The organism is Pseudonocardia lutea, assembly GCF_042658055.1.
In the GTDB taxonomy this organism is placed as follows: Bacteria; Actinomycetota; Actinomycetes; order Mycobacteriales; family Pseudonocardiaceae; genus Pseudonocardia; species Pseudonocardia lutea.
The window spans coordinates 1-25,509 of record NZ_JBHSQK010000043.1; the positions used below are offsets into that span (position 1 = coordinate 1).

24 protein-coding genes are annotated in these 25,509 nt (G+C 75.2%); 11 read left to right on the forward strand and 13 right to left on the reverse strand.

Annotation, left to right across the window (positions count from 1 at the left end; translation table 11 throughout):
• The 5 genes from ACFQH9_RS17245 to ACFQH9_RS17265 form a co-directional block, all read right to left on the reverse strand.
• Positions 1–396, reverse strand: a 396-nt coding sequence (locus ACFQH9_RS17245) for a DUF7144 family membrane protein (RefSeq protein ID WP_379567159.1), incomplete at its 3' end; no start/stop codon positions are given.
• 143 nt (positions 397–539) lie between these two features.
• Positions 540–3,143, reverse strand: coding sequence for a winged helix-turn-helix domain-containing protein (locus tag ACFQH9_RS17250; RefSeq protein WP_379567160.1), 2,604 nt, complete (start codon positions 3,141–3,143; stop codon positions 540–542).
• Positions 3,144–3,320: 177 nt separating this feature from the next.
• The gene (locus ACFQH9_RS17255) at positions 3,321–4,697 is read right to left on the reverse strand and encodes a diacylglycerol/lipid kinase family protein (protein ID WP_379567161.1); all 1,377 of its coding nucleotides are present in this window, start codon (positions 4,695–4,697) and stop codon (positions 3,321–3,323) included.
• A 13-nt stretch (positions 4,698–4,710) separates the two neighbouring features.
• A complete protein-coding gene (locus tag ACFQH9_RS17260) occupies positions 4,711–4,965 on the reverse strand; it encodes a hypothetical protein (protein WP_379567162.1) in 255 nt (84 codons plus the stop codon).
• A gap of 15 nt (positions 4,966–4,980) precedes the next feature.
• On the reverse strand, positions 4,981–5,481 hold the full coding sequence (locus tag ACFQH9_RS17265) for a DUF1269 domain-containing protein (RefSeq protein WP_379567163.1): 501 nt from the start codon (positions 5,479–5,481) through the stop codon (positions 4,981–4,983).
• Between the two features lie 107 nt (positions 5,482–5,588).
• Between ACFQH9_RS17265 and ACFQH9_RS17270 the strand changes: the two genes are divergently transcribed.
• Positions 5,589–6,599, forward strand: coding sequence for an aldo/keto reductase family protein (locus ACFQH9_RS17270; protein WP_379567164.1), 1,011 nt, complete (start codon positions 5,589–5,591; stop codon positions 6,597–6,599).
• Entirely contained in the window at positions 6,599–7,378 is a 780-nt protein-coding gene (locus ACFQH9_RS17275) for an SDR family oxidoreductase (protein WP_379567165.1), read from the forward strand. The genes ACFQH9_RS17270 and ACFQH9_RS17275 overlap by 1 nt, the downstream gene beginning before the upstream one ends.
• A gap of 210 nt (positions 7,379–7,588) precedes the next feature.
• Here ACFQH9_RS17275 and ACFQH9_RS17280 read toward each other — a convergent pair whose 3' ends face one another.
• Positions 7,589–7,906, reverse strand: coding sequence for a hypothetical protein (locus ACFQH9_RS17280; RefSeq protein ID WP_379567166.1), 318 nt, complete (start codon positions 7,904–7,906; stop codon positions 7,589–7,591).
• A 257-nt stretch (positions 7,907–8,163) separates the two neighbouring features.
• On the opposite strand from ACFQH9_RS17280, the gene ACFQH9_RS17285 reads away from it, so the two are divergent.
• From ACFQH9_RS17285 to ACFQH9_RS17300, 4 genes are all read left to right on the forward strand, one after another.
• Positions 8,164–8,826, forward strand: coding sequence for an NADPH-dependent F420 reductase (locus ACFQH9_RS17285; protein ID WP_379567167.1), 663 nt, complete (start codon positions 8,164–8,166; stop codon positions 8,824–8,826).
• 153 nt (positions 8,827–8,979) lie between these two features.
• Positions 8,980–9,438: a histone-like nucleoid-structuring protein Lsr2 gene (locus ACFQH9_RS17290; protein ID WP_379567168.1), complete on the forward strand. Its 459-nt coding sequence runs from the start codon at positions 8,980–8,982 to the stop codon at positions 9,436–9,438.
• 139 nt (positions 9,439–9,577) lie between these two features.
• Complete coding sequence (locus tag ACFQH9_RS17295; RefSeq protein WP_379567169.1) at positions 9,578–10,627, forward strand: NAD-dependent epimerase/dehydratase family protein; 1,050 nt, start codon at positions 9,578–9,580, stop codon at positions 10,625–10,627.
• On the forward strand, positions 10,624–11,343 hold the full coding sequence (locus tag ACFQH9_RS17300; RefSeq protein WP_379567170.1) for a DUF1990 family protein: 720 nt from the start codon (positions 10,624–10,626) through the stop codon (positions 11,341–11,343). The genes ACFQH9_RS17295 and ACFQH9_RS17300 overlap by 4 nt, the downstream gene beginning before the upstream one ends.
• Positions 11,344–11,392: 49 nt before the next feature.
• On the opposite strand, the gene ACFQH9_RS17305 is transcribed toward ACFQH9_RS17300, so the two are convergent.
• Positions 11,393–12,247, reverse strand: a complete 855-nt coding sequence (locus tag ACFQH9_RS17305) for an SDR family oxidoreductase (RefSeq protein WP_379567171.1) — start codon at positions 12,245–12,247, stop codon at positions 11,393–11,395.
• 89 nt (positions 12,248–12,336) lie between these two features.
• Between ACFQH9_RS17305 and ACFQH9_RS17310 the strand changes: the two genes are divergently transcribed.
• A complete protein-coding gene (locus ACFQH9_RS17310; protein WP_379567172.1) occupies positions 12,337–12,747 on the forward strand; it encodes a winged helix-turn-helix transcriptional regulator in 411 nt (136 codons plus the stop codon).
• A 31-nt stretch (positions 12,748–12,778) separates the two neighbouring features.
• On the opposite strand, the gene ACFQH9_RS17315 is transcribed toward ACFQH9_RS17310, so the two are convergent.
• Positions 12,779–13,600 (reverse strand): IclR family transcriptional regulator domain-containing protein, encoded by an 822-nt coding sequence (locus ACFQH9_RS17315; RefSeq protein ID WP_379567173.1) that lies wholly within the window; start codon positions 13,598–13,600, stop codon positions 12,779–12,781.
• A gap of 136 nt (positions 13,601–13,736) precedes the next feature.
• Here ACFQH9_RS17315 and ACFQH9_RS17320 point away from each other — a divergent pair, with 136 nt between their 5' ends.
• The 4 genes from ACFQH9_RS17320 (at position 13,737) to ACFQH9_RS17335 (ending at position 17,812) form a co-directional block, all read left to right on the forward strand.
• Entirely contained in the window at positions 13,737–14,300 is a 564-nt protein-coding gene (locus tag ACFQH9_RS17320) for a flavin reductase family protein (RefSeq protein WP_379567174.1), read from the forward strand.
• A gap of 119 nt (positions 14,301–14,419) precedes the next feature.
• Positions 14,420–16,000, forward strand: coding sequence for a 4-hydroxyphenylacetate 3-hydroxylase family protein (locus tag ACFQH9_RS17325; RefSeq protein ID WP_379567175.1), 1,581 nt, complete (start codon positions 14,420–14,422; stop codon positions 15,998–16,000).
• Positions 16,001–16,077: 77 nt separating this feature from the next.
• Entirely contained in the window at positions 16,078–16,935 is an 858-nt protein-coding gene (locus ACFQH9_RS17330; RefSeq protein WP_379567176.1) for an adenylyltransferase/cytidyltransferase family protein, read from the forward strand.
• Positions 16,936–16,990: 55 nt separating this feature from the next.
• Complete coding sequence (locus ACFQH9_RS17335; protein WP_379567177.1) at positions 16,991–17,812, forward strand: DUF1707 SHOCT-like domain-containing protein; 822 nt, start codon at positions 16,991–16,993, stop codon at positions 17,810–17,812.
• A gap of 3 nt (positions 17,813–17,815) precedes the next feature.
• Here ACFQH9_RS17335 and ACFQH9_RS17340 read toward each other — a convergent pair whose 3' ends face one another.
• The 5 genes from ACFQH9_RS17340 to ACFQH9_RS17360 form a co-directional block, all read right to left on the reverse strand.
• Complete coding sequence (locus ACFQH9_RS17340; protein ID WP_379567178.1) at positions 17,816–17,989, reverse strand: hypothetical protein; 174 nt, start codon at positions 17,987–17,989, stop codon at positions 17,816–17,818.
• Between the two features lie 83 nt (positions 17,990–18,072).
• Complete coding sequence (locus ACFQH9_RS17345; protein ID WP_379567179.1) at positions 18,073–19,467, reverse strand: M1 family aminopeptidase; 1,395 nt, start codon at positions 19,465–19,467, stop codon at positions 18,073–18,075.
• The gene (locus tag ACFQH9_RS17350) at positions 19,464–20,681 is read right to left on the reverse strand and encodes a heparan-alpha-glucosaminide N-acetyltransferase domain-containing protein (protein ID WP_379567180.1); all 1,218 of its coding nucleotides are present in this window, start codon (positions 20,679–20,681) and stop codon (positions 19,464–19,466) included. Before ACFQH9_RS17350 ends, ACFQH9_RS17345 begins: the two co-directional genes overlap by 4 nt.
• Positions 20,678–21,331: a BPL-N domain-containing protein gene (locus ACFQH9_RS17355; RefSeq protein WP_379567181.1), complete on the reverse strand. Its 654-nt coding sequence runs from the start codon at positions 21,329–21,331 to the stop codon at positions 20,678–20,680. Before ACFQH9_RS17355 ends, ACFQH9_RS17350 begins: the two co-directional genes overlap by 4 nt.
• A complete protein-coding gene (locus tag ACFQH9_RS17360; protein ID WP_379567182.1) occupies positions 21,331–25,347 on the reverse strand; it encodes a Pls/PosA family non-ribosomal peptide synthetase in 4,017 nt (1,338 codons plus the stop codon). Before ACFQH9_RS17360 ends, ACFQH9_RS17355 begins: the two co-directional genes overlap by 1 nt.
• Positions 25,348–25,509: the final 162 nt, after the last annotated feature.

Genomic DNA, 25,509 nt, shown 5'->3' on the forward strand with positions numbered 1-25,509 from the left:
CAGCGCCCAGATCACGGCGATGTCGAGCGCGATGATCACCAGCGACCAGATCGGGTAGTGCGGGATGAACAGGAAGTTGGCGATGATGCTCAGCGAGGCGAGCATGATGCCGACGACGCGGGCCCAGGTCTGGCCCTGGATCACCCCGAGCCCGGTGAGTGCGATCGCCGCGCCGAGGATGAGGTGGACCCAGCCCCACGCGGTGACGTCGAAGGAGTAGATGTAGTTCGGCGTGGCCACGTAGACCTCGTCGCGGAACAGCGCGGCGATGCCGGCCAACGCCTGGCAGATGCCGACCACGATCAGCACCGTGCCGGCGAACATCGCGAACCCGGTGGACCAGGCCGCGGCGCGCGTCGACGGTGCCGTCGGCGGGCGGGTGCTCGTGTCACTCATGACGGTTCCCTCCTCGAGCCGTGGATCACCTACGGTCGGCGCTCCGGGCCCGTGGCGCCTCGCCCGCTCCGTGTGACTTCGTCCCCCCGTGCCGGACGTCCGGCGCGGATCGCCTGCCGCGTCCGGCTCCGCCGGCGCGGGGATCATCCGCGGGGGGTGAGCGCGGGCGCCGGCGCGATCAGCCCGCGCTCGTAACCGGCGAGCACGGCGGTCCGGCGGCTGCTCACGCCGAGCTTCCCGTAGATCGAGCGCACGTGGGTCTTCACCGTGTTCACCGAGACGGACAGGTCGGCCCCGATCTCCTCGAGCGAGAGCAGGGAGGGCAGCAGCGCGAGGACGGCCCGCTCACGCTCGCTCAGCGCGGCGGCCGGGGCCTCGGTGGTCGCGGACACGGCCAGGGCGGCACCGGCGAAGGAGCCGGCCGCACCCGGGCCCCCGTGCAGCTGCACGAGCAGCCGGCGCACCGTGGGATGGGCCCTCGCGAAGGGGCGCAGCGCCTGCAGCGGCTCGGCCAGGGCCAGGGCCCGTTCCAGGGCCTCACGGGCCGGGGCCCGCTCCCCCGCCTCGGCAGCCAGGGTCGCCTCGATCAGCCGCACCTCGACCTCGGTGACGTCGAGCAGCGGCGTCCCGCACTCCACCAGGGCCCGGTGCGCCGCGGCGCGGGCCCGGTCGTCGCGGCCCGCGGCGAACTCGGTCCACGCCCGCAGCAGCGCGCTCTCGGCGGTCTCCCCCACACGTTGGACCAGCCAGCCGTGCACGCTGCGGGCCGCCGTCGGATGCCCGAGGTCGAGGGCCGCGCGGTGCTCGAGCAGCGCCGCGACGGCCGCCACGTGGGGATCGAGCGGCTCGTCGCCCAGCTCCGCCCGGGCGTGCTGCAGCCGGTCGAGGCCGCGGGCGCGGTCGCTGCGGGCCCCACCCGCACCGTCGACGTCGGCCGCGGCCCGCAGCACGGCGAGCCCGAACCAGAGCTCGACGGGGGTGCGGCCGGTGTGGTCGAGCCCGGCCTCGGCGAGTCGCAGCGCCTCGGCGGGCTCGGCCCGCAGCAGGGCGGCGTGCGCGAGGACGGCTGCGGCCCCGGCCGCCCAGGCGGAGTGCCGCAGCCCGGACCGCTCCGCGCGGGCCAGCGCGGACTCCCCCGCGTGCCGCGCCTCCGCGGCGTCGCCCCCTGCCGTCGCCGCGACCGCCCGCAGGGCCAGCGCCTGCACCGCGAGGTGCACGAAGCCGTGCCGGTCGGCGAGCTCCAGCGCCTCGGCCAGCAGCGGACGTGCGGCGCCCGGATCGTTCACGCGCACGGCCGTGAGCGCCCGGGCGAGCAGGCCCAGCGCCCGCACGCCCGGCTCGGTGGGCAGCACGTCGGGATCGTGGCGGTCGGGGGTGACCGGGATCGCGCCGAGCTCCTCGGCCGCGGCCCGCAGCGCGGCCAGCTCGACGGACGGGTCCTCGGGCCACCGCGGCGCCCGGGTGGCGGGCGGTCCCCCGGCGGCGGTCCGGGCCAGCGCGGCGAGCGCCAGCAGGCCCGGCTCGCGGGCCAGCGCGACCTCGCCGGCGGTCTCCAGCGCGCGGCGCAGCGGCCGGTGGCGGCCCGAGAGCAGGAGCGACGGTCCGGCGTCGCGCAGGATCTCGGTCGCGACGAGCGCGTCACCGCTGCGGGCCGCGTGCTCGGCCGCGGCGTCCGGCCGGCCGGCGGCCGCGTACCACCGGGCCGTGGCAGCCTCGAGCCGCGCCGGGGCCCCGGCCGCGTACCGGTACAGCTCCCCGAGCAGGTGGTCGCGCAGCAGCGGCTCCATCCGGTGCAACTCCCGGTCACGGCCCTGGGCACGCACCAGGCCCGTCCGGCGGCCGACCGCGTCGAGCACCCCGCCGGCGTCGGCCCGCCCGGAGAGCACCGCGGCGAGGCCGGTGGGCACCGGGTTCACGACGCCGACCCGGCGCAGCAGGTCGAGCTCGGTCCTGTCGAGGTCCGCGAGCACCTCGCCCTCGAGGTAGTCCGCCACGAGCGGGTGTTCGCCGGAGAAGGCGTGCACCGCCCCGGGGTCGGAGGGATCGCCGCAGGCCGTCGCGGCCAGGCGGAGGGCGACGGGCCAGCCGGCGGTGCGCGCCTGCAGCACGGTGACCTCGGCCGGCCCCAGTTTCGGCGCCACGCCGCGGAGGAGCTCCTCGGCCTCGCCGGGGGTGAAGCGCAGCAGGTCCGGGCCGATCTCGCGCAGCCGCCGGGCCACCCGCAGCCGGGCCAGGCCGAGCGGCGGCTCGTTCCGCCCGCACAGCACCACGGCCAGGTCGGGACGGCGGTCACGCAGGAAGGTACGCAGGCCCTGGAGGCTCGCGGTCCCGGCCAGCTCGCCGACGTCGTCGAGCACCAGGCGCGGCGGCCGCGGCAGGGCGTCGAGCGCGGCGGTCAGCGCGGCCAGGAACTCCGGCCCGCCCGCGGCGGGCCACCCGTGCGTCTCCCGCAGCCGGCTCGACGGCGGCACCGTGGGGCAGCGGGCGAGCGCGGCCAGCACCGCGGACCAGAGCCGGCCCGGGTCCTCGTCCTCGGCGTCGAGGCGGACCCACGCGGTCCCGGGCCCCGGGCTCGTCCGCACCCAGTCCGCCACGGCCAGCGTCTTGCCGAAGCCCGCGGGCGCGCGCACCAGACCGACGTCGACGACCCGGTCGAGCGCCGCGCGCACCGCGGCCCGACGGACGGCCTGTGGCACGCGGGCAGGGACCCGGATCTTCGCCTCGGGCACGGGTTGCAGGAACGGCATGGACGCGTCACCCCCGACGGCGCGCCGGCACGCTGCTGAACCGGCGACCGCGGTCCATGCTGGACCGGGCGGCGGCGGCCCGGCGCCCCGCGTGCGGCCCGGCACGACGGGACGAAGGTCCCTGCTCCCGGGCGGCCGGGGACGCAGCCGACGACGCCGAACGGCGGAGCTTCACGTTCAGCCCGTCCGCCTCTGCGCGGGGTGCCCACCCAGCACCCGGACCAGACCGGCGACCGCCTCCGCCGGGCCGGCCGGCGCGACCGCCGCCGGCGCCGCGCCCGGTGAGGTGGCGGGGACGCGCACCCGCAGCGCCCCGGGCAGCACCCGGAACCGCAACGGCGGTGGGAGCCGCAGCGCCTCGCCGTCGACCCCCACCTCGACCAGGGGCTTGTCGGAGTCGACCTCGAACTCGGGCGCGCTCCACTGCCGGTAGCCGTGGAAGGAGCGCAGCCGCCCGGTGGCCTGCGCGGCCAGCATCTCGGTGACGTCGCGGCCCTTCTCCACCCGCACGGTGACGACGCCGAGCACCCCGCCGTCGAGCCGCGCCCGCGTGCCGAAGCCGTCGAGCCGGTCCAGCCGGTAGTCGCCGTTGGAGACCAGGACCATGGCCGCGGGGCCGCCGACCGCGCCGTCCGGGCCGCGGAACCGCAGGTGCGAGCCCTCGGCGCCGGGCCCGAGCAGGTCGGGGGCCATACGGGCGGTCGTCGCGAGCTTGGCGTCGCGGTAGCCCTCGGACTGCACCACGCCCGCGTAGACGCCGAGCGAGGCGTTGTTGACGAACACCCGGTCGCCCAGCACGGCCAGGTCGATGCGCCGCTCCAGGGCCGCGCCGAACGCGTCGAGCGCGGCCACCACGTCGTCGCGGTCCAGGCCGAGGTCGAGCGCGAAGTGGTTGCGGGTGCCCGCCGGCACCACGACCAGCGGGAGGTCGTGCCGCCGGGCCACGTCGGCCACCAGGGCCTGGGACCCGTCGCCCCCGGCCATCCCCAGGACGTCCGCGCCCTCGGCGACGGCGGCCTCGGCGAGGGCCCGCAGGTCGTCACCCGGCTCCAGGACGACCGGGGTGACGCCGCGCCGGAGGCACTCCTCCTCCAGCCCGAACCGCGCCACCTTCCCGCCGCCCGAGCGCGGGTTCATCAGCAGCACCCCGTGCCCGGCCGCCGGGACGGGCCGCAGCCCCGACGGCTCGGGGACGAGGTCGCGGCCCAGGGCGACCCGGGCCAGGCCCGCCGCCACCAGGACGAGGACGACGACCACCACGGTGCGCAGCACCGAGGCGGTCACCACGAGCAGGACCACGCCGACGAGGGCGAGCAGCGCGACCGCGCAGGCCGCGATCCGCCACGCCCCGCGCCGGACGAGCGCGGTCCAGCCCGCGGCGACCGCCACGCCGACCAGCAGCGGCGCCGCGGCGAGCCGCAGCGGGTTCTGCAGGAGTGCCACGACCACCAGCGCGATGGCCGCGAGCGCGGCCAGCAGGGCGGCCGCCGCGGCGAGGCGCCGCCGCGCGCCGGGCCGCGCTGCCTCCTGCGCACCCTCCGCCGTCGCAACCATGCCCGGCCTCCCGTCAGTCCACGAACCAGATCTCGGCCAGGTCGGCCGCGAGCAGGCCGCGCTCGGCGGCGATCCGCTCCAGCGCCTCGGCGAGGGTCGAGGAGAGGACCACGACCGTCTCCGTGAGACCGGGCTCGCCGGCCTCGGCCAGCACCGCGGCGGCCACGGCGCGGGCCCGTTCGGTGCCCTGCTCGGCGTTGAGGTCGTCCGACAGCACGGCCAGGACCGCCTCGTACGCCCAGGTCCGTGCCCGGGGAGGTGAGGCCACGCCGAGCACCTCGCCTCAGACGGTCTCGTGCTCCTCGGCGAAGACCTCCCGGAGCTTCTCCTCCTGCTCCTTGGAGAGGTTCGTCGAGATGAGCTCGGCCTGCGTGCCGCGGAACTCGTCCAGCACCTTGTCCTGCACCACCCGCGAGGTCATCAGGAACAGCGCCGACGTGCCCGGCGTGACCTTCTCCCGGACCTCCTTGATGAACCGGTCGTCGATGCCGACGTCGGACATCGAGCCGGCCAGGGCGCCCATCGCCGCACCGACCGCCATGCCGAGCAGCGGGACGAAGAACAGCAGCCCGAACAGCAGACCCCAGAAGCTGCCCCCGAGGGCGCCCGCGCCCTTCATGCTGTGCAGCTGCTCGGTCTTCGGCTTCTTGCGGTCCGCCGGCCACGTCACGACGGCCGCGTCCTCGAGCGTCAGCAGCTCCTGTTTCTGCAGCCGTTCCACCACGTCCAGCGCGCGCCGGGCGCCGCCCGGTTCGTCGAACTTCCAGACGGTCAGGGTCGCCATGGATCCGCCTCTCCTCGAGATGTCGTCGGGAGAGCGACTGTCGCCGCCGCCGCCCGGGCGGGCCTCACCCGCCGAGGGCGAACCTCGGCGGGTGCACGATGGGGGCCATGCACTTCCGCCACCTCGGCCGTTCCGGCCTGCAGATCTCCGAGATCACCTACGGCAACTGGCTCACCCACGGCTCCCAGGTCGAGAACGACGTCGCGACGCAGTGCGTGCGCGCCGCCCTGGACCACGGGATCACCAGCTTCGACACCGCCGACGTCTACGCCAACGGCCGGGCCGAGGAGGTGCTGGGGGCCGCGTTGAAGGGCGAGCGGCGCGAGTCGCTGGAGATCTTCACCAAGGTCTACTGGCCGGTGGGGCCGCGCGGGAAGAACGACCAGGGCCTGTCCCGCAAGCACATCCTGGAGGGCATCGACGGGAGCCTGCGCCGGCTCGGCACCGACTACGTCGACCTCTACCAGGCGCACCGCTACGACCTGTTCACCCCGCTCGAGGAGACGATGCAGGCGTTCGCCGACGTCGTGCGGGCGGGCAAGGCACTCTACATCGGCGTCAGCGAGTGGACCGCCGACCAGATCCGCCGGGCCCACGCCCTGGCCGTCGACCTCGGGATCTCGCTGGTCTCGAGCCAGCCGCAGTACTCGATGCTGTGGCGGATCGTCGAGGACGAGGTCGTGCCCACCTGCGAGGAGCTGGGGCTCGGGCAGATCGTGTGGTCGCCGATCGCCCAGGGCGTGCTGACGGGGAAGTACCTGCCCGGCGAGGCCTGGCCGGAGGGCTCGCGGGCCACCGACGAGCGCGGCGGCGGCGAGGCGATCAAGCGCTTCCTCTCGGACGACACCCTGGGCCGGGTGCAGAAGCTGCGCCCGATCGCGGGCGACCTCGGGCTGACGATGGCCCAGCTCGCGGTGGCGTGGGTGCTGCAGAACCGCAACGTCGCCGCGGCGCTGGTCGGGGCCTCCCGGCCCGAGCAGGTGGAGGAGAACGTCAAGGCCGCGGGCGTGCGCATCCCGGCCGACGCCCTGGCCGCGATCGACGACGTGCTCGGCGAGGCCGTCACCCGCGACCCGGCGCTCGTCGCCCGGTCCACCCCGAAGCGGCGGCCCGTCTGATGGACCTCGGGATCGCCGGTCGCACCGCCGTCGTCTGCGCCTCCACCCGCGGGCTGGGCCGGGCGTGCGCCGAGGAGCTGGCCCGGGCCGGCTGCACCGTCGTCGTCAACGGGCGGGAGCAGGCCGCCGCCGACCGGGCGGCCGCCGAGATCTCCGCCGCCACCGGGGCGGAGGTCGTCCCGGTGGGGGTGGACGTGGGGGCTCCGGAGGGCCCGGAGCGGCTGCTGGCCGCGGTGCCGCAGGTGGACATCCTGGTGAACAACAACGCCGGCCCGCCGGCGCGGGACTTCCGGAAGGTCGACGAGGAGGCCCTGCTCGCCGGGGTGCGCGCCAACATGGCCACGCCGATCCGGTTGGTCCAGGCCGTGGTCGACGGGATGGTGGAGCGGCGCTTCGGCCGGATCGTCAACATCACCTCGGGCTCGGTGAAGATGCCGCTGGCCGGCCTCGACCTGAGCAGCGGCGCCCGGGCCGGACTGACCGGGTTCCTCGCCGGCGTCGCCCGGTCCGTGGCGCACGCGAACGTGACGATCAACTTCCTGCTGCCCGGGTCGTTCGCGACCGACCGGCTCGCGTCGCTCCAGCAGCGGACGGCGGAGCAGCAGGGCGTCAGCGTGGAGGAGGTGGCCGCGAACGGGCGCGCGACGATCCCGGCGCGCCGCTTCGGCGAACCCGCCGAGTTCGGCGCGGCCTGCGCCTTCCTCTGCTCCGCGCAGGCCGGCTTCGTCACGGGCCAGAGCCTGCTCATCGACGGCGGCGCCTACCCCGGAGTGCTGTAGTGGTCCCGGTGATCACGGCGACGCGGTGCGCCGACCGTGCGGGATCGCCGGGAGTGGAGCGGAACCCGCGGTGAGCGTGGAGGGCGTTCCACTCCCGGTGATCATCGTCGGTCGAGCGCGTGCTGCTCCGCGTGAGGGCTGCACGAGCCGCGCCAGAGCGGTTCGTGCGCCACACCGGATGTCGGCTCACGAACGACGGCGCGCCGCCGCTCAGCGAGCGGCGTCGACGGCGCCGGCGAACGCCCTGTCCATGTCGTAGACCGGCTCGTAGGTGACGTGGACGACGTGGGCGTAGTTCTGCAGGTGGAAGAGCTGGTAGGCGGCAAAGGCGTCTGCGTCCTCGACCTCGATCAGGACGTAACCGCCCCACGACGTGCCGTAGGTGCGCTGGTGCAGGACGCCTTTCGTGGCATCGCCCCAGTTGCCGGTGCGCGCCACCGCCTTGAACCCCTCGCCCCACGCCGCGTCGATGGCTTCCTTGGTCGCGCCGTCGCGATACACGAACTTCTGCATGTACATCTGGCCCATGACGTCTCCCATCGGGTCATCGGGACCGGGCCGAGGGTCCGCGCGCCGCCCCTCGGCGGTTAGCACCACACGGCCTCACCTCCGAGCGGGGCGCATGCGACAAGCAGTCCAACACGATCGATCGGTGCGGTTTCGGAGTCGGCCGGAGCTCCGCGAGCTCGTGGTCGAGCCCGTCACGGCACACTCGGCCCCTCGCCGTCAGTAACGTGGATCACGTTCAGGGAATGGTGCCCCCGGCGGGACCGGTTGCCGCGGACATGAGGATCGGAATCATCGGTGCGGGATACATCGGCGGCACGTTGACCCGGCGGCTCACCGCCCTGGGCCACGAGGTCCGGGTGGCGAACTCCCGGGCCCCGGAGACCCTGGCGGAGCTGGCCGCGGAGACCGGCGCGACGCCGGTGTGGGCCCGCGAGGCGGCGGTCGACGCGGACGTCGTGATCGTGAGCATCCCGCAGAAGAACACCCCGGACCTCGAGCCCGGCATCGTCTCCTCGGCCAGGCCGGGGGCGCCCGTCATCGAGACGAACAACTACTACCCGCAGCAGCGCGACGGGCGGATCGCGGCCCTCGAGGAGGGCACCCCGGAGAGCGTGTGGGTGGCCGGGCTCCTCGGCACGCCGGTCTACAAGGTGTTCAACGGTATCTGGTGGAAGCGCCTGCTCGAGGGCGGCAAGCCGCGCGGCGCCGAGGGCCGCATCGCGCTGCCGGTCGCCGGGGCGGACGGGCCGGGCAAGGACACCGTGTTCGCGCTCGTCGACGAGCTCGGCTTCGACCCGGTCGACGCCGGGCCGCTCGAGGAGTCCTGGCGCCAGCAGCCCGGCACCCCGGTCTACGGCAAGGACTACGACGCCGAGCGCACCCGTGCGGCCCTCGCCGAGGCGACCCGGGAACGTCCCGTGGAGTTCCGCGCGGCCTGATTCGGCGCAGCGGCCGCGCGGACCTCCCGACAACGGGCGCGGAAATGGCACGCGCGGTGCACGAATCACCACTCCCGCGTGACCGTGCTCGACTTTCCGTGGATTCCGTGGAGAATCGGGCCGACCCGCGAGTACGGCGATCGGACGTGAGCGATGGCGAAGGTTACGAATATCACCCTGGTGGACGACCTCGACGGCGGCCGGGCGGACGAAACGGTCACGTTCACGCTGGACGGCAAGGAATTCGAGATCGACCTCAGTGCGCAGCACGCCTCGGAACTGCGGGAGGCGTTCGCCCCGTTCGTCGGCGCCGCCCGCCGGGCCTCGTCCGGCGCCGGGCGCAGGAACTACGCGCGGGTCCCCTCGTCGTCGGGCAAGACCCGGGAGGAGAACGCCGCCATTCGCGAGTGGGCGGTCGCGGCGGGCTTCCCGGTCTCGGAGCGCGGGCGTATCCCGTCGAACGTACTCGAGGCGTACGCGAATCGCGGGACCTCGTCGGCCGCACCGGAACCCGAGAAGGAGGCCGCCGCGGTGACCACTCCGGAACCGGCCGCGGAATCCGGGGCGAAGCCGAAGCGACGCACCCGGAAGAAGGCCGTCGCGGCGGGCTGAGGAACGGCGGCCGGAGAAGGACCGCCGGAGAACGGGACCGAATGGAGGGCCTCCGACCACGGGTCGGGGGCCCTCCGCATGCCCGGGGGTTGAGCGGCCCCGTACCGGTAATGCTCCCGACGTCGACGGGAGGAGCACGATGCCGGAGCAGCGAGGCACGCCCGAGCCCACCGTGGTGGTGGTCGGGGCGTCGGGGAACGTGGGGACCGGCCTGTTGCGGGTGCTGCAGGAGGTGCCCGACGTGCGGGTGCGCGCGGTCTGCCGGCGCCCGCCGCCACCCGTACCCCCCTACGACGGGGTCGAGTGGCAGGCACTCGACATCACCCGTGCGGACGCCGAGGCGCGGCTCACCGAGCTCTGCACCGGCGCGGACGCCGTCGTCCACCTCGCCTGGGCCATCCAGCCGGTGCGCGACGAGGGGGCGCTGCGCCGCGTGAACGTCGACGGCACCGCGGCGCTGCTGCGGGCGGTCCGGCGCTCCGGCGTCGGTCACCTGATCTTCGCGTCCTCGTTGGGGGCCTACGCCTCGAGCCCGGAGGACCCCACCACCCCGGTGGACGAGAGCTGGCCCGTGACGGGGCAGCCGCGCTCCGCCTACAGCCGGGACAAGCTGATCGTCGAGCGGATGCTCGACGCCTTCGAGCGGGACAACCCGGGCGTCGCGGTCGCGCGCGTCCGGCCGACCCTGGTCGTGCAGCGCGAGGCCGCGCGCGAGATGTCCCGGCTCTTCCTCGGCCCGATCGTGCCGCGCGCGCTGTTCGGCCTGCTGGCCGGGGGGAGGATCCCGCTGTTCCCGATGCCGACCGGCACCGTGCTGCAGTTCGTGCACGCGGACGACCTCGGCCGGGCGTTCGTCGCGATCCTCGACCGGCGCTCGCGGGGCGCGTTCAACATCGCCGCCGACGCGCTCGACGCCCGCGAGCTCACCGCCGTGGTCGGCGCCCGTCCGGTCCCGGTGCCGCAGGACCTGGCGCGGATCGTCGTCGAGGTGCTGTTCCGGCTGCACGCGCTCGGGATGTCCGCGGGATGGTTCGACGTCGCGGTGCGCACGCCGGTCATGGACACCGGACGGGCCCGGCTGGAGCTGGGCTGGGAGCCGAAGGTCGGCACCGCAGAGGCGCTGCGGATCCTGCTCGAGGGCGTGGTCGACGACGCGACCTCGCCGAGTCCCGCCCTCGCCGTCGGATGAGCGTGCTGCTCGCCGTCGTCGAGGGCCTGCGCGAGCGCGCGGTCACGGACGACCCGGAGGCGGAGGGCGGCTGGACGGTCGACGAGCACGTGCACGAGCTGGGCACCGAGCCGCCGGGCGAGCCGGTCCCGGACGGGATCTGGGAGCGGGCGACCGCGCTCGTGCGGGACTACGACTTCACCCCGCCCGAGCTGCTGCGCGCGGCCTACCTGCGCGACTCGGAGCTGCTCGGCCGGGACATCCTCCTCGACGGCCGCTTCGGCCCGTTGCGGTTCCTCATGGGTGTGCGGATCACCGAGGTGGTCGACCGGGCCGACGAGGACGGCTGGCGGACCTGGGGCTGGGCCTACGCGACCCTCGACGGCCACCTGCAGCGCGGGCAGGTGCTGTACCGGGTGGCCAAGCACCGCGCGACGGGCCGGGTGGAGTTCCGGGCGAGCGTGCGCTGGAAGGCCGACCCGCGGCTCGGCCCGGTCCTCGGACCGGGCTGGGGCCTGTTCGGCCGGCACAGCCAGCTGCGTTTCTATCGGCGCGTCGGGGAGCGGCTGCGGGCGCGCGCGGTGCTCGACCCGCCCGGACACCGCACGCCTGGCTCGGGTCCGCTCGTCCTGGTCCCCGGCGACGCCCGGCCGGACCCGTGGGACCACGTCCGGATCCGGGTCGCGAACCCCGTCCGCGGGCGACGGATCCTGCTCCCGGCGGCCGACCGGACCTGAGCCGGCCGCCGGGGCGGTGCCGCTCCCGGCGCCGCTCCCGGTGCCCCTCTCAGAGCGCGGCGCGGACCACGTCGGCCACCGGGGTGAGCGGGCGGCCGAGCAGCTCGGGCAGGTCGGTGCGCTCGATGTCGAGCTCCCCGCGGGCGATGCTCTCGTCGAGCGCCACGACGAACCCGGCGGTGCCCTCGTCGAGCCCGGCGGCGGTGAGGGCGCCGGTCAGCTCGGCCGGGCTCACCGGGCGGTACTCGACCTCCCGGCCGCCGGCCTCCGTGATCGTGGCCGCGAGCTCCTTGAAGGTGAACGGCGTGCCGGCGAGCTCGTAGACCTTCCCGGCGTGCCCCTCGCCCGTGAGCACGACCGCGGCCGCCTCGGCGTAGTCCCGGCGGGCGGCACCGGCGACCCGGCCCTCGCCGGCCGCGGCGACGATCGCGCCGCGCGACAGGTAGTCGGCGAGCTGGGCGGTGTAGTTCTCGACGTACCAGTTGTTGCGCAGCAGGGTGTGCGGCACGCCCGAGGCGGCGAGCAGTTCCTCGGTGGCCTTGTGCTCGGGCGCCAGCGGGCTGCCGGTGGTGTCGGCACGCGTGATGCTCGTGTACGCGATCAGCGCGACACCGGCCCCCTTCGCCGCGTCGATCACGTTGCGGTGCTGGTCGACCCGCTTCCCGACCTCGTTACCGGAGACGAGCAGCAGCCGGTCGACGCCGGCGAGCGCGGCCCGCAGCGTCTCCGGAGCGGCGTAGTCGCCCCGCCGGACCTGCACGCCCCGGCCGGCGAGCGGCGCCGCCTTCTCCGGGTCCCGGACGACCGCGACGATCTCGCCGACGGGGACGCCCCGTTCGAGCAGGGCCTCGATAGCCAGGCTGCCGAGGTGCCCGGTCGCTCCGGTGACTGCGTAGGTGGTCATGTCCTGTCGCCTCCTGCGGTGGTATTGGCTCCGCTAGTACTAACTATTCGGAAGCGGCTGCATTCCCGTGGGCGCGATATCCTGGGCGCGTGACCTCCCGAGCCCCCGGGCCGGCACCCGCCGGCGGACCGTCGGACGAGCTCGTGACCTCGGTGTTCGCCCGCAACTGCGCCTCGCGCACGGCCCTGGAGGAGATCGGGAGCAAGTGGGGCATCCTCGCCCTGCTCGCGCTCGGCGAGGGCGCGTACCGGTTCAACGCCCTGCGCCGCCGCGTGGACGGTGTGAGCGAGCGGATGCTGTCCCAGACCCTGCAGACCCTCGAGCGGGACGGCCTGGTGACCCGCGAGGTGCACAGCACGATCCCACCGCGCGTCGAGTACTCGCTCACCGCGCTCGGTGGGAAGGTCGCCGAGCGCCTGCGCGGCCTCGCGGACCTGCTCGAGGCCTCGGTCCCCGAGATGTCCGCCGCGCGCGAGCGCTACGACGCCCGCGGGGACTGAGGTCGGCGCTCAGGCCGTCGCTCGGCGCCGGTCAGAAGAACCCGTCGCGGACGACGGGCGGGGTGCGCGGGGACCAGCCCAGCTCGGTCGAGATCGCGGCGGCGGTCTCGAGCAGCACGGGCACGGTCTCCTCGCGGAGCCGCTCGGGGGCCAGCCGGCCCGCCGAGGTCGAGGAGGCGAGCGCGGCGACGACGGCTCCGCTCTGGTCGCGCACGGGCGCGGCGGCGGAGACGAGTCCCTCCTCCAGCTCGCCGTCGACGATCGACCAGCCCTGCTCGCGGACGGTCGCGAGGGCCATCCGCAGCTCGGCGGGATCGGTGATCGTCCGGGGGGTGTGCCGGCGCAGCGGCGCCTCCTCGAGGAAGCGCGTGATGCGCGCCGGACCGGCCCAGGCCAGCAGCACCCGCCCCATGGAGGTGGCGTGCGCCGGGACGCGGGACCCGACGGCGACGTTGATGCTCATGATCCGCCGGACCGGCACACGCGCGACGTAGACGGCGTCGAACTCGTCCAGCTCGGCCAGGGACGCGGACTCGCCGGTGCGCTCCGCGAGCCGGAGCAGGTGGGGCTGGGCGAGCTCGATGCGCGCGTTCGTCGCGGTGTAGTGCTGGCCGATCGTGAGCACCCGCGGGGTCAGCGACCAGCGGGTCCCGTGGTTGGCCACGTAGCCGAGCCGCTGCAGCGTGAGCAGCAGCCGGCGCACGGCGGGGCGGGAGAAGCCGGTCTTCGCGGCCAGCTCGGCGAGGGTCGGGTTCGTCGTCTCCTCGTCGAAGGCGAGCAGCACCGCGAAGCCGCGTTCGAGGCTCTGGACGTAGTCCCGCTCGCTCCCGCGCTCGGCGTCCCCCGTGCTCACGCTCCCCATCCTTCCGTACGGCTTTCGGGGACGGGGCTTGACCGCGTCACGTGACCTGGGGCACCCTCGACAGCGTTGAACGCAAAGCGTGCAGCCTGTACGCAAAGCGTACGACAACCGCACAGGGAGGTGCGAGATGACGGTTCCGTCCCGGGAACTGCGCAACGCCTTCGGCCGGTTCGCCACCGGGGTCACCGTGGTGACCTGCCGGAACGACGAGGGGACCCCGCACGGAGCCACGGTGAACGCGTTCACCGCGGTGTCGCTCGAGCCGGCGCTGTGCCAGGTGACGCTGACCCGGAGGTCGAAGGCGTGCGGCTACCTGGACGCCGCACCGTTCGCCGTCAACGTGCTCGGCGCCGGCCAGGTCGACACCGCGTGGCACTTCGCAGGAAGGCCCTCAGACCCCGGACCCGAGTGGACCGAGGGCCCGACCGCGCCGGTGCTCGTCGGGTCCGCGGCGGTCTACTCCTGCCGCCCGTGGCGGACCTACGACGGCGGGGACCACCTGATCGTCGTCGGCGAGGTCGTCCAGATCGAGGTCACCGACGCCGAGCCGCTGCTGTTCTACGCCGGCGCCTTCCGCGAGATCGGCCCGCGCGAGACCGGCACCCACTGGGGCGGCTCGCTCGACTGCCCCGAGGCCGGCTGGTTCGACGCCGCCACCCGCTTCACCCCCCTGCAGCCGCAGGCCGCCTGATCCGCACCATCCCGTCCCGCACCAGCCCGTCCCGCACCAGCCCGTCCCGCACCAGCCCGTCCCGCACCCGCCCGACCAGCACGTCCCGACCCGTCCTCACCGCAGAAGAAGGGCCAGACATGACGCTCCAGCAGGACCACACCGCCACCGACGCAGGGCAGGACGCCTCCACCGCGACCGCCCCGATGACCGGTGAGGAGTACCTCTCCTCGATCCGGGACGGCCGGGAGGTGTGGATCTACGGCGAGCGCGTGAAGGACGTGACCACCCACCCCGCCTTCCGCAACCCGGTGCGGATGACCGCGCGGCTCTACGACGCCCTGCACGACCCGGCCACCCGCGACAAGCTGACCGTGCCGACCGACACCGGCAACGGCGGCGTCACGCACCCGTTCTTCCGCTCTCCGCACACCGTCGAGGACCTGCTCGCCGACCGCCGCGCGATCGAGACCTGGTCGCGGATGACCTACGGCTGGATGGGCCGCTCGCCGGACTACAAGGCCAGCTTCCTGGGCACGCTGGGCGCGAACGCCGAGTTCTACGCCCCGTTCGAGGACAACGCCCGGCGCTGGTACCGCGAGTCGCAGGAGAAGGTCCTGTACTGGAACCACGCCATCATCAACCCGCCGGTGGACCGCAACCTGCCCCCCGACGAGGTCGGTGACGTGTTCATGAAGGTCGAGCGCGAGACCGACGCCGGGCTGGTCGTGTCCGGCGCGAAGGTGGTGGCCACCGGCTCGGCCATCACCAACTACAACTTCATCGCCCACTACGGGCTGCCGATCAAGCGCAAGGAGTTCGCGCTGATCTGCACGGTGCCGATGGACGCGCCGGGGGTCAAGCTGATCTGCCGCACCTCCTACACCCAGCAGGCCGCGGTGATGGGCAGCCCGTTCGACTATCCGCTGTCCTCGCGGATGGACGAGAACGACACCATCTTCGTGTTCGACAAGGTCCTGGTGCCCTGGGAGAACGTGTTCTGCTACGGCGACATCGAGAAGATCAACGGCTTCTTCCCGGTCTCCGGGTTCATCCCGCGGTTCACCTTCCACGGTTGCATCCGGCTCGCCACGAAGATCGACTTCATTGCGGGGCTGCTGCTCAAGGCCCTGGAGATCACCGGCAGCAAGGACTTCCGCGGCGTGCAGAGCCGCGTCGGGGAGGTCGTGGGCTGGCGCAACACCTTCTTCGCCCTGGCCGACGCGATGGCCCGCAACCCCGACGAGTGGACCGGCGGGGCGCTGTTGCCCAAGCTGGACTACGGGCTGACCTACCGGATGCTGATGATCCAGGCCTACCCGCGGATCAAGGAGATCATCGAGTCCGACGTCGCGTCCGGGCTGATCTACCTCAACTCCCACGCCATCGACTTCAAGACCCCCGAGGTCCGCCCCTACCTGGACAAGTACGTCCGCGGCTCGAACGGCTACGAGGCCGTGGACCGGGTCAAGGTGATGAAGGCGCTCTGGGACGCCGTCGGCTCGGAGTTCGGCGGGCGCCACGAGCTCTACGAGCGCAACTACTCCGGCAACCACGAGAACGTCAAGGCCGAGCTGCTCTTCGCCGCCGAGGCCCAGGGCACCACCGCCCAGATGAAGGGCCTGGCCGAACAATGCCTGGCCGAGTACGACCTCGACGGCTGGACCGTGCCCGACCTCATCGGCAACGACGACGTCTCCTTCCTCCGCAACCGGGCCTGACCGGTCCCGACCACGGCGTCCGCCCGGCCCACGTGCCCGGACCGGGCGGACGCCCGCACCGACCCCGGGAGGCCGCCATGACGGTCACGCTCGAACGCACCGGAACCACCGGGAGCCGCCCGGCGACCGGCACCGGCACCGGGTACTGGCGTGGGCTCGGCGAGATCCCCTCGTGGTGGGGCCGGTCCGTGGTCACCCTCGGCGTGTTCGACGGGCTGCACCGCGGACACGCCCGGCTGCTCGAGCGGGCGGCCGAGCTGGGCCGGCGCCGCGGCCTCCCGGTCGTGCTCGCCACCTTCGACCCGCACCCGGCGACCGTGGCCGGGCCCGCCCGCGACACCACCCCGGTCGTCACGCTCGACGGCCGCGCGGAGCTCGCCCGCGCGCACGGCGCGGACGCCGTCCTCGTGCTGCCCTTCGACGCGGACGTGGCCCGCACCCCGGCCGTGGACTTCGCCCGGGACGTGCTGGTCCGCGCCCTGCGGGCCAGGGACGTCGTCGTCGGGGAGGCCTTCCGCTTCGGCCACCGGGGCGCCGGCGACGTCCGACTGCTCCGCCGCCTGGGCGCCCGGCACGGCTTCACCGCGCACGGTGTCCCGCTGCTGCCCGGCTGCTCCTCCACCCGCGTCCGCGCGCTGGTCGCCGTGGGCGACCTCATCGGCGCCCGGAACGTCCTCGGCCGCCCGCACCGGGTGCCCGCACTGCCGGGCGGGGACCGGATGACGGTCCCCGCCGGGTCGTGCTGCCGCCCGACGGCCGCTACCGGGCCCGCGTCGGCGCCATCGCGACCGTCGTCGAGCTGCGGGGGCGGGCGCTGCTGGTCGCCGGGCGGGCACCGGGCCCGGTCGCCGTCGACCTCCTCGAGCGGGTCCCGTGACCTGAATCTCGATCCGGCACGGCTCCCGCCGTGGCAGGAGCCCTCCGAACTGTCCTGATCGCCTCAGGCGGGGCCGGTCCGATGTGGTGTGATCGCGGCCCTACGATCCGGCCGTGTCCTCCCTCCGCACCCGGGCCCGCGACGCGGACCGGAACGCGCTGTGCAACGCCCTCGACACCGCCTACGCGGAGGGGCAGATGGACGGGACCGAGCACCGCGAGCGCACGGCCACCGCGTTGCGGGCCACCACGCTCGGCGAGCTCAAGGCATTGGTGGCGGACCTGCAGCTCGAACGCCCGATCGCGCTGCTGCCCCCGGACCGGCCGCCGCGCTCCCGCGGGGCGCGCCGGGCCGGCCTGCTCGTCGCGCTCGCCCTGCTCGGCGTCGGGTTCGGCGTCGGGCACGCGGTGGGTCGCACGAGCACCCCGCCCGCGGCCGCGAACGGGCCCGCGGTCGCGGCGGGCAGCCCGGTCGCCCCGGTCGTCGTCACCCCGGCCGGGCTGCACACCCCCGAGGGTTTCGGCCGCCTCGTCGACGACCTCCGGTCGAGGCTGGGGAGCGCACGCGTCGCCGACGCGACGATCTACCCGGACTACGCGGTGCTGACCGTGCCCGTCGAGGGGACACCGGGCCGGGCGCAGTCCTACACCTACCGCGGCGGCCTCGACTGGCCCGGCCCGGCGGGCACCCGCGATCCCGACCAGCCGCTCGTCGACCTCGCGGAGATCGACGCGCGGACCGCGCTCGGCCTGGTCGCCGGGGCGCCGGAGAGCCTGAAGGTGGCCGACCCGACGAGCCGCTACCTGATCGTCGACGACGAGGGCGACGGCCCGCAGATCGCGGTCTACGCCTCCAACGACCACGGCGAGACCGGCTACCTCGAGGCCCGGCCGGACGGGTCGATCGTGGCCGTGCACCCGCACGAGGCCGGTTGAGCGCTACTCCCCGCCGAACTCCGTGGCCTCGCGTTCGGCGTCCGTGCGCTCGTCGCGGCCGTCGTCGGTCGGGCGGGCGCTGCCGGGGTCGACCTCACGGGTCGGTGCGTCGACGGGCTCCGCGGTGGGGCGGGCCGCCTCGTCGCCGCCGGTCGGGTCGGGGTCGGTCCTGGGCACGGGTCCTCCCTGGGTCGTCGGGCGCGGACACCGGCGGCGTGCCCCGGCCCGCACGGGGTGAAACGCCTCCCGGGGACGCTCCGTCAGTCGGCGGGCAGGGCACCCACGTCCCGGAGGGCCTCGAGCGCCTCGGGGACGTCGCGGAAGGCCGCGGCCACGTCGGCCGGCCCGGCGACGCCGTGGGCGTGGTCGCGCAGGTACCCGCGCACGGCGGCGTCGAAGCGGTCGGCGCCGGCACGGCGGCGGGCGTCGAGCAGGGCCGCGGCGCCCTGGTCGTACACGCCGCGGACGTACCGGGTGAAGTCGCCCGTGCGGGCCCAGTACTCCATGGGCTCGCCGGTGCGCCCGCGCAGCCCGCGCGGGACCCGGTCGAGCCGGTAGCGGTCCTCCTGCCCGGTGGCCAGCGCCTGCGCCCAGGTCGCGAAGGACTCGTCGAGCCACGGGTCGGTGGCCTGGTCGTTGCCCACCAGCGAGTAGAACCACTGGTGGGCGAGCTCGTGGGCGACCAGGCCCGGGATCTCGGCGCGGCGGTCGTCGGCGAACTGCAGCGCCATCGGGAACTCGACGCCGTCGCTCTGGGTGGGCACGACCGTCGCGGTCAGGTCGGGGTAGGGGTAGGCGCCGAGCAACGCGCCGTGCCGCTCCAGGGCGAGGTCCAGCTCGTCGATCCACTCGTCGCCGGTGGCGCGGCTGCCCGCGCGCGGGGTCGCCACGTGCACGCGCACACCGCGGACCTCCCGCGTGGTCACGTCGTAGGCGCCGACCGACACGGCGGCGTCACGCACGGCCTCGGCCGTGAACCGGTGCGTCACGCGGCCGGGGGCCGGGGTCGCGGTGCCGGCCGCGGACCCGGTGGCCACGACCTCCTGGCCCTCCGCGGCGGTCACGGCGAGGGTCAGCGCGGCGTCCTCGCTGGTCGCGGTCTCGCCGTAGAGGTCGACGGCGCCGTCGCGGACCCAGCCCTCCCCGCGGACCCACGCCAGCAGCGGGAAGGCCGTGCCGAACCACGCCGTGCCGGCTGCCGGCGCGTACCCGACGCGCTCGCCCGAGTCCGGCCCGAGCGTCAGCCGGAAGGTCAGGTCGGCGGTGACCGGGGTGCCCGCCGGCACGCACGCGGGCAGCGACAGGGTGACCAGGGTCGGGTCGGGCGCGACCTGCGGCGCGAGCGCGGTGTCCCCGACCCGGGCGCCGGTGATCTCCAGGGCGCTGCCGTCCCGGGTGGCCGTGGGCTTGTTCGGCCAGGTCCGGAAGACCAGCTCGCAGACCTGCCGGTCCGGGGTGAACCGGACGGTCTCGATGCCGGTCGCGGAGGCGAGGTCGGGCGCCATGTCGAAGGCGACGTCGACGACCGGCCGGTCCGCCGGCGGGGCCGGCCGGTCCTCGGCGGCGTCCGGTGCGGGGACCGTGGCGGTGCACGCCGCGAGCAGCGTCACGAGCAGCGCCCCGAGCCCCACGGCCCGGATCCTCGTCGTGGTCACGCGGCGGCACGTCCCGCGGCCCGCGCCACCACCCGGACGAGGGACTCGAGCGGGCCCCGGCCGACGGCGCGTCGCCAGGCGAGCGCGCCGAGGGCCGCCACCACGACCTGCACGAGGTAGCCCGGGAGGGCGTCGAAGGTGTCGAGCGGCGAGTTCAGGAACACCAGGTGCAGCGTGTACACGGTGAGGGTGAGCGCCCCGACCGCGGCGAGCGGCCGCAGTACCGCCTGCACCAGCGGGTTCGCCGGACGGCCGAGCAGGAGCATCACCCCGAGCACGGCCAGCGCCGAGCCGATGGTCTGGGCCAGGTCGAGCGGGGTCCCGGAGTGCGGGGCGTCCGTGCCGAGCCACCACCACGTCGTCGTCGGGGTGGTGCCCTCCGGGGCCACGGCGACGAAGTCGTCGACCGTCGGCGCGGACGCGAGCAGCGCGGGCGGGGTGACGGCGGCGATCGCGGCGTGCCCCCCGAGGGGGCCCATCAGCCAGCGGGAGACCAGTGTGGCCGCCACCGCCAGGGCGGTGCCGCCCGCGGCCAGCCGCACCGCCGTGCGGGTCGCGCCGAGCCGCAGCCGGCCGACCGCGATCCCGACGGCGAGGTAGGCCAGCCAGGGCAGCGCCGGGTAGTACCCGGTGAGCGCGAGCTCGGTGAGCAGCCCGAGCGGGTCGGTGACGAGCTGCGCCACCGTGGGGTTCTCCAGCGACGGCGTCGGCAGGCCGGGCCGGACCCACTGGCTCAGCACCGGCACCCCCGCCGCGAGCAGCGCCGCGACCGCGGCCAGCGCGCGGGTCGGGAGGAACACCAGCGGGATCGCGAGCAGGAACATCACCGCGTAGTACGGGAGGATGGTCGCCGCGATCTCCGCGGAGCCCCAGCCCAGAGCGAGCCCGATCACCCCGACGACGGCGGCGCGGGCGGCCAGCGACGCGGCGGCGGACCGGCCCTCGGTGCCCCACCCGACCCGCCGCCGCCCGGTGGTGAGGGCGATGCCGACCCCGGCGAGCACGGCGAAGACCGCCGCCGAGCGCCCGGCGGTGACCAGGTACGTCCCGGTCGGCGCGCCGTCCGGGGTGGTGTCGTAGAGCGAGTGGACGGCCATCATCCCGAGCACGGCGACGCCGCGGGCGGCGTCCATGCCGAGCAGGCGCGACGGGGCCGCCCCAGGTGTCGTGGCCGGCCCCGGAGCCGTGCTCGCGGTCGGAGCGGTGGCGGTCATGCGAGTACCTCGTCGATCAGGTCGTGCCCGAGGTCGGTGGGCAGCGGGTCGGGGACGGGCAGGCCGGCGTCGGTGAACCAGTCCGGCCCGGCCTCCGGGTGCGGGCCGGCGACGGCGACCCGGCCCGCGCCGAACGGACAGGCCAGCGCCGCGACGCCGCCCTCGGGGTAGCGGGCGAGGATCTCGACGTCGGCCCCGGCCACGACCCCCGGGTCGAGGAGGAACAGCGGGCCGTCCTGGAAGAAGACCCGGCGCGGCCGGCCCCGCCAGGAGACCGGCAGGACGAGGTCGCCGGTGTCGTCCGTCGCGGCGCCGGGTGAGCCGGCGTAGCGGTCGGTGTCGCCGGGCAGCAGGGCGAACCCGGGGGTCGCGCCCGCCAGGTAGCCGCCCAGGCAGAAGCCCAGGTAGCGGCCGCCGCCGGCGACGTAGTCCCGGATCACGTACCGACGGCCGCGCAGGTGCCGCCAGCCGGCGGCGAGGGTGCCGCCGCCCGGCTGGGCGTAGACGTCGGCGGAGGCGAGCACCTCGGGGGTGAGCTGCCGCCGGCCCACGAACCGGACCTGCAGGCCGTGCCGTTCCAGCAGCGCGCCGACGGCCTCGGCGCACCCGGCCGGGCGGGAGGCCCGGCCGCGGTAGACCACGGCCCGCATCAGGCGGCCCGGTCCCGGTGCGCCCCGCGGCGGTGCCGAGCTCGGTGGTGCCGGGTCGGTGCCGAGCCGACGAGCGCAATGGGCTCGGTGACCGGGTCCGAGAGGGGCTCCTCGGCCACGCCCTGGGCGGGAATGCCCCGCCAACGGGTGTGCGCGGGCAGCGACTCGCCCTTCATGACCAGCGACAGCGGCTCGAGCGCGGTCCCCTCACCGATCGCGGCGTCGTAGAGCACGACGGCCCGGTCCCCGACGGTGGCGCCCGCGCCGATCCGCACCGTGGACATCTTCATCACCCGGTCCTCGAAGAGATGCGTCTGCAGCGAGGCGTCCCGGCCGATCGCGGCGTCGTCACCGATGTCGACCAGGTCGAACTCGGTCAGGTAGGTGGTGGCGAGGTAGGTGCGCCGACCGATCCGGGCACCGAGCAGGCGCAGCGCCGGCGGCAGCAGCGGGGTCCCCCGGAAGAGCTGCAGCATCGCCGGGACCGCCGCGGCCTCGTACAACCCGGTCACGAACTCCGACCTGCGCACGAACCGGCTCCACAACGGTTCGACCCGGGGCCGGTAGGTACCGGCGGCGACCCACTTCACCGCCGCGACCGCGCCGGTGACCAGCACCCCGAACAGCACCGCCAGCAGCGGCGCGACGAGCAGTGCCGCCCACAGCGGCGCGCCCGCGGCGGCGATCGTGGACAGCGCCAGCAGGTAGAGGTAGATCGCCACCGCGATCAGCGACGAGGGCAGGCAGATCCGCAGGAACTCGATCCCCAGCCGCTCGGCGACCCGCCGGCGGGAGGGCCGAAAGGTCAGTCCCTCGGCGAAGTCGCCGCTGTCCTGCCGGACCGGCAGGTGCATCGCGGGCGAGCCGAGCCACGCGCTGTCCGCCGGCACGCCCCCGGGTGGCGGCACGGTCTGCACGCCGACCAGGGAGCCGGGGCCGAGCCGCGATCCCGGCGGCAGCAGCGCCGCGTTCCCGACGAACGCGCGCTCGCCCACCTCGGTCGTCCGGAAGGAGACCCAGCCGCGGTGGAAGGTCGCCCCGCCCGCGCTCGCCATGTCGGCGACGAAGCTCTCCCGGCCCAGGGTGAGCAGGTCGGGATCGACGTGCGCGACGGTCGACACCTCGGCACCGGGTCCGACGCGGGCCCCCAGCGCACGCAGCCACGACACCGTGTAGAGCGTGGCGTAGAGCGAGTTGGTGATCTCCAGGCTCATGTCGAGGAGCTTGTCGGCCACCCACTTGCGCACCCCGAGCGTCGAGCGCGCCGGATGGATCCCGGTCGGGGTGGACGGCAGCACCGCCTGGCGGGTGGCCGCGATCGTCAGGCAGACCGTGGCCACGAACACCGGTCCGACGCACAGCGCCGCGAGCAGCCCGACGGTCTGCCCGTACTGCAGCAGCGCACCCCAGACCAGCAGCAGGGTCGGGACCAGCATGAGGATCGGCAACAGGTCGAGCAGCGCGAGGCCGGCGAGCGTGCCGAGCCGCCCGGCCGCGCCCCAGGGCTGGGCCGGCGGCAGCGCGGCGAGCTCGGCCACCGCGTCGTCCGGACGCCGGTCCGTGAGCCGGACGGCCGGTGAGCCGGACCAGTACTGCCCGGCCGGCACCGCACCGGCCAGCAGTGCCTGCTCCCCCAGCACCGCGCCGGCGCCGACGACGGCGCCCGGCTGCAGCAGCGCCCCGGCCCCGACGAACGCCCCGGCCTCCACGCGGACCGGCCCGACGACCACCCGGCCGTCCTCGACGACCCACGGGCGCAGGGCCGCGCCGTACCCGATGCTCGCGTCGTCGCCGATCTCGATCAGCTGCGGCAGGGAGAGCGAGGAGGTCCCGAGGTGCGCCTCCGGCCCGACCCGGGCACCGAGCCGGCGCAGGAAGCCCGGCATCAGCGCCGATCCGCTCAGCACCGGCAGCGGCGTGAAGGACAGCAGCAGGTCCGTCGCCCACAACCGCAGGTGCACCCGGCCCCACAGCCGGTACCGGCCCGGCCGGATCCCCCGGCCGAGCAGCCGGATCCCGAGCGGGGCGAGCACCCAGCGGGTCGCGAGGTAGACCGCGGTCGCCGTGAGCGCGATGGCGGACAGCACGCCGAGCGACACCTGGCCGTCCTCGACGACGTAGACCGCGGCGACGGGCGCGGCGAGCAGCATCAGCAGCGCGTAGAGCACGCCCGCCTGCACCGTGCCGGCCAGCCCGTAGCGCAGCGGCGAGGCCTTCTCGGGCTCCGGGCGCGGGCCGGCGCCGTCGGTGGTGGCCGCGGCGGGGAGGGTGGCGGCGAGCCCGCGCACCGTCGGGTTCTCGTACAGGTCGCGGACGGCGACCGTCGCCATCCCGCGCTCGCGCATCAGCGAGACGGCGGTGGCCGCGAGCAGCGAGTGCCCGCCGAGCTCGGCGAAGAAGTCGGCGGTGACCGACAGCTGGGCCGGGTCGATGCCGCAGGCCTCGGCCCAGGCGTCGCGGACCCGTTCCTCGGCGGGCGTCGCCGGGGTCACCACCGCGCCCGTCACGGTGACGAGCCGGGGCGAGGCCGGTGCGGGCAGCCGTTTGCGGTCGACCTTGCCGCTGGGCATCGTCGGCAGCTCGGGGAGCACCTCCAGGTACCCGGGGACCATGTAGTCCGGCACCCGTTCCCGCAGCCGCGCGTGCAGCCGCTCGCGCAGCCCGCCGTCACCGGGGCCGCCGTCATCGGGGTCGCCGTCCGTGGTCACGTAGGCCACGAGCTCGTCGTCGACCATCGCGGCCACGGCGCTGCCGACCGCGGGGTCGCCGAGCAGCACGCTGTCGATCTCGCCCAGGTCGACCCGGTGGCCGCGGATCTTGACCTCGTCGTCGGCGCGGCCGAGGTAGACGATCTCGCCGGACCCGTCCCAGCACCCGAGGTCGCCGGTGCGGTAGATCCGCTCGCCGCGGAACCCGACGAACCGGTCGGCCGTCTTCTCCGGCAGCCCGACGTACCCGCGCGCCACCCCGGGCCCGCCGATGCAGATCTCGCCGGCGGCGCCGCCCGCGACCTCGCGCAGGTCCTCGTCGAGGATGTGGATCGTGTAGGTCGGCAGCGGGCGGCCGATCGTCACCGGGCGCCCGGGCAGCAGTTCGCCCCAGGTCGCGGTCACCGTGGCCTCGGTGGGCCCGTAGGTGTTCAGCATCCGGCGGCCCGGCCGGGCCCAGCGCTCCACGAGATGGGCGGGGCAGGCCTCGCCGCCGACCATCAGCCCCCGCACGGCCGGGAGGTCCCGCGGGATCGTCGCCAGCAGGGTCGGCACCGCGTAGAGGATGGTCACGCCGGTGCGGTCGAGGAACTCGGCCAGCTCGGCGCCGAGGCGCCGCTCGTCGTTCGGGCCGACGACCAGGGTCGCGCCGACGGCGAAGGTCGGCCAGATCTCCTCGATCGAGAAGTCGAAGGAGATCGTCATGCCCTGGTAGACGCGGTCGCCGGGGCGGACGTCGTACACGCCGGGGACCACACGCAGGAAGTTCGTGATGCTCGAGTGCGCGACCTCCACACCCTTCGGCCGGCCGCTGGAGCCGGACGTGTAGATCACGTAGCAGGTCGGGTCGTCGCCGGTGGCGGCGTCGTCGACGGGCGGGGGCCCCTCGGCCGGGCGCAGCTCCACGGTGTCCAGGCAGAGCTCCGGGACCCGGCCACCGGGGGCGAGGTCCGACGTCGTGACCAGCAGGTCCAGGCCGGCGTCGCCGGCGATGTAGGCGACCCGGTCCGCCGGCGACGCCGGGTCGATCGGCACGAACGCGGCGCCGGCCTTGAGCACCGCCAGCAGCGCGGCGTAGGTCCGCCACGACCGCTCCAGGAGCAGGCCGACGCGGCCACCCGGGCCGACCCCACGGTCGCGGAGCAGGTGGGCGAGTCCGTCGGCGCGGGCGTCGAGCTCGGCGTAGGTCAGCAGCTCACCGTGGTCGTCGACGGCCACGGCCCGCGGCGAGCGGCGGGCGGTGGTCTCGACGACGTGGTGCAGGCGCGACCACGGAGGGGCGGGGAGATCGTCGGGGGGAAAGGGCACACGACGGGCCGGGGAGGGGGCCAACGACACGGGGAGCGTTCCTCTTTCTCGGTTCGGCCGTGCGGGGAGCACGAACGCTCGGCCTACCCCGCCGTCGGGGCAGGTAACACGATCGTGATCCTCGTCCCGGCGGTTTCGTCACACTGTGCGATCGCGTTGAGC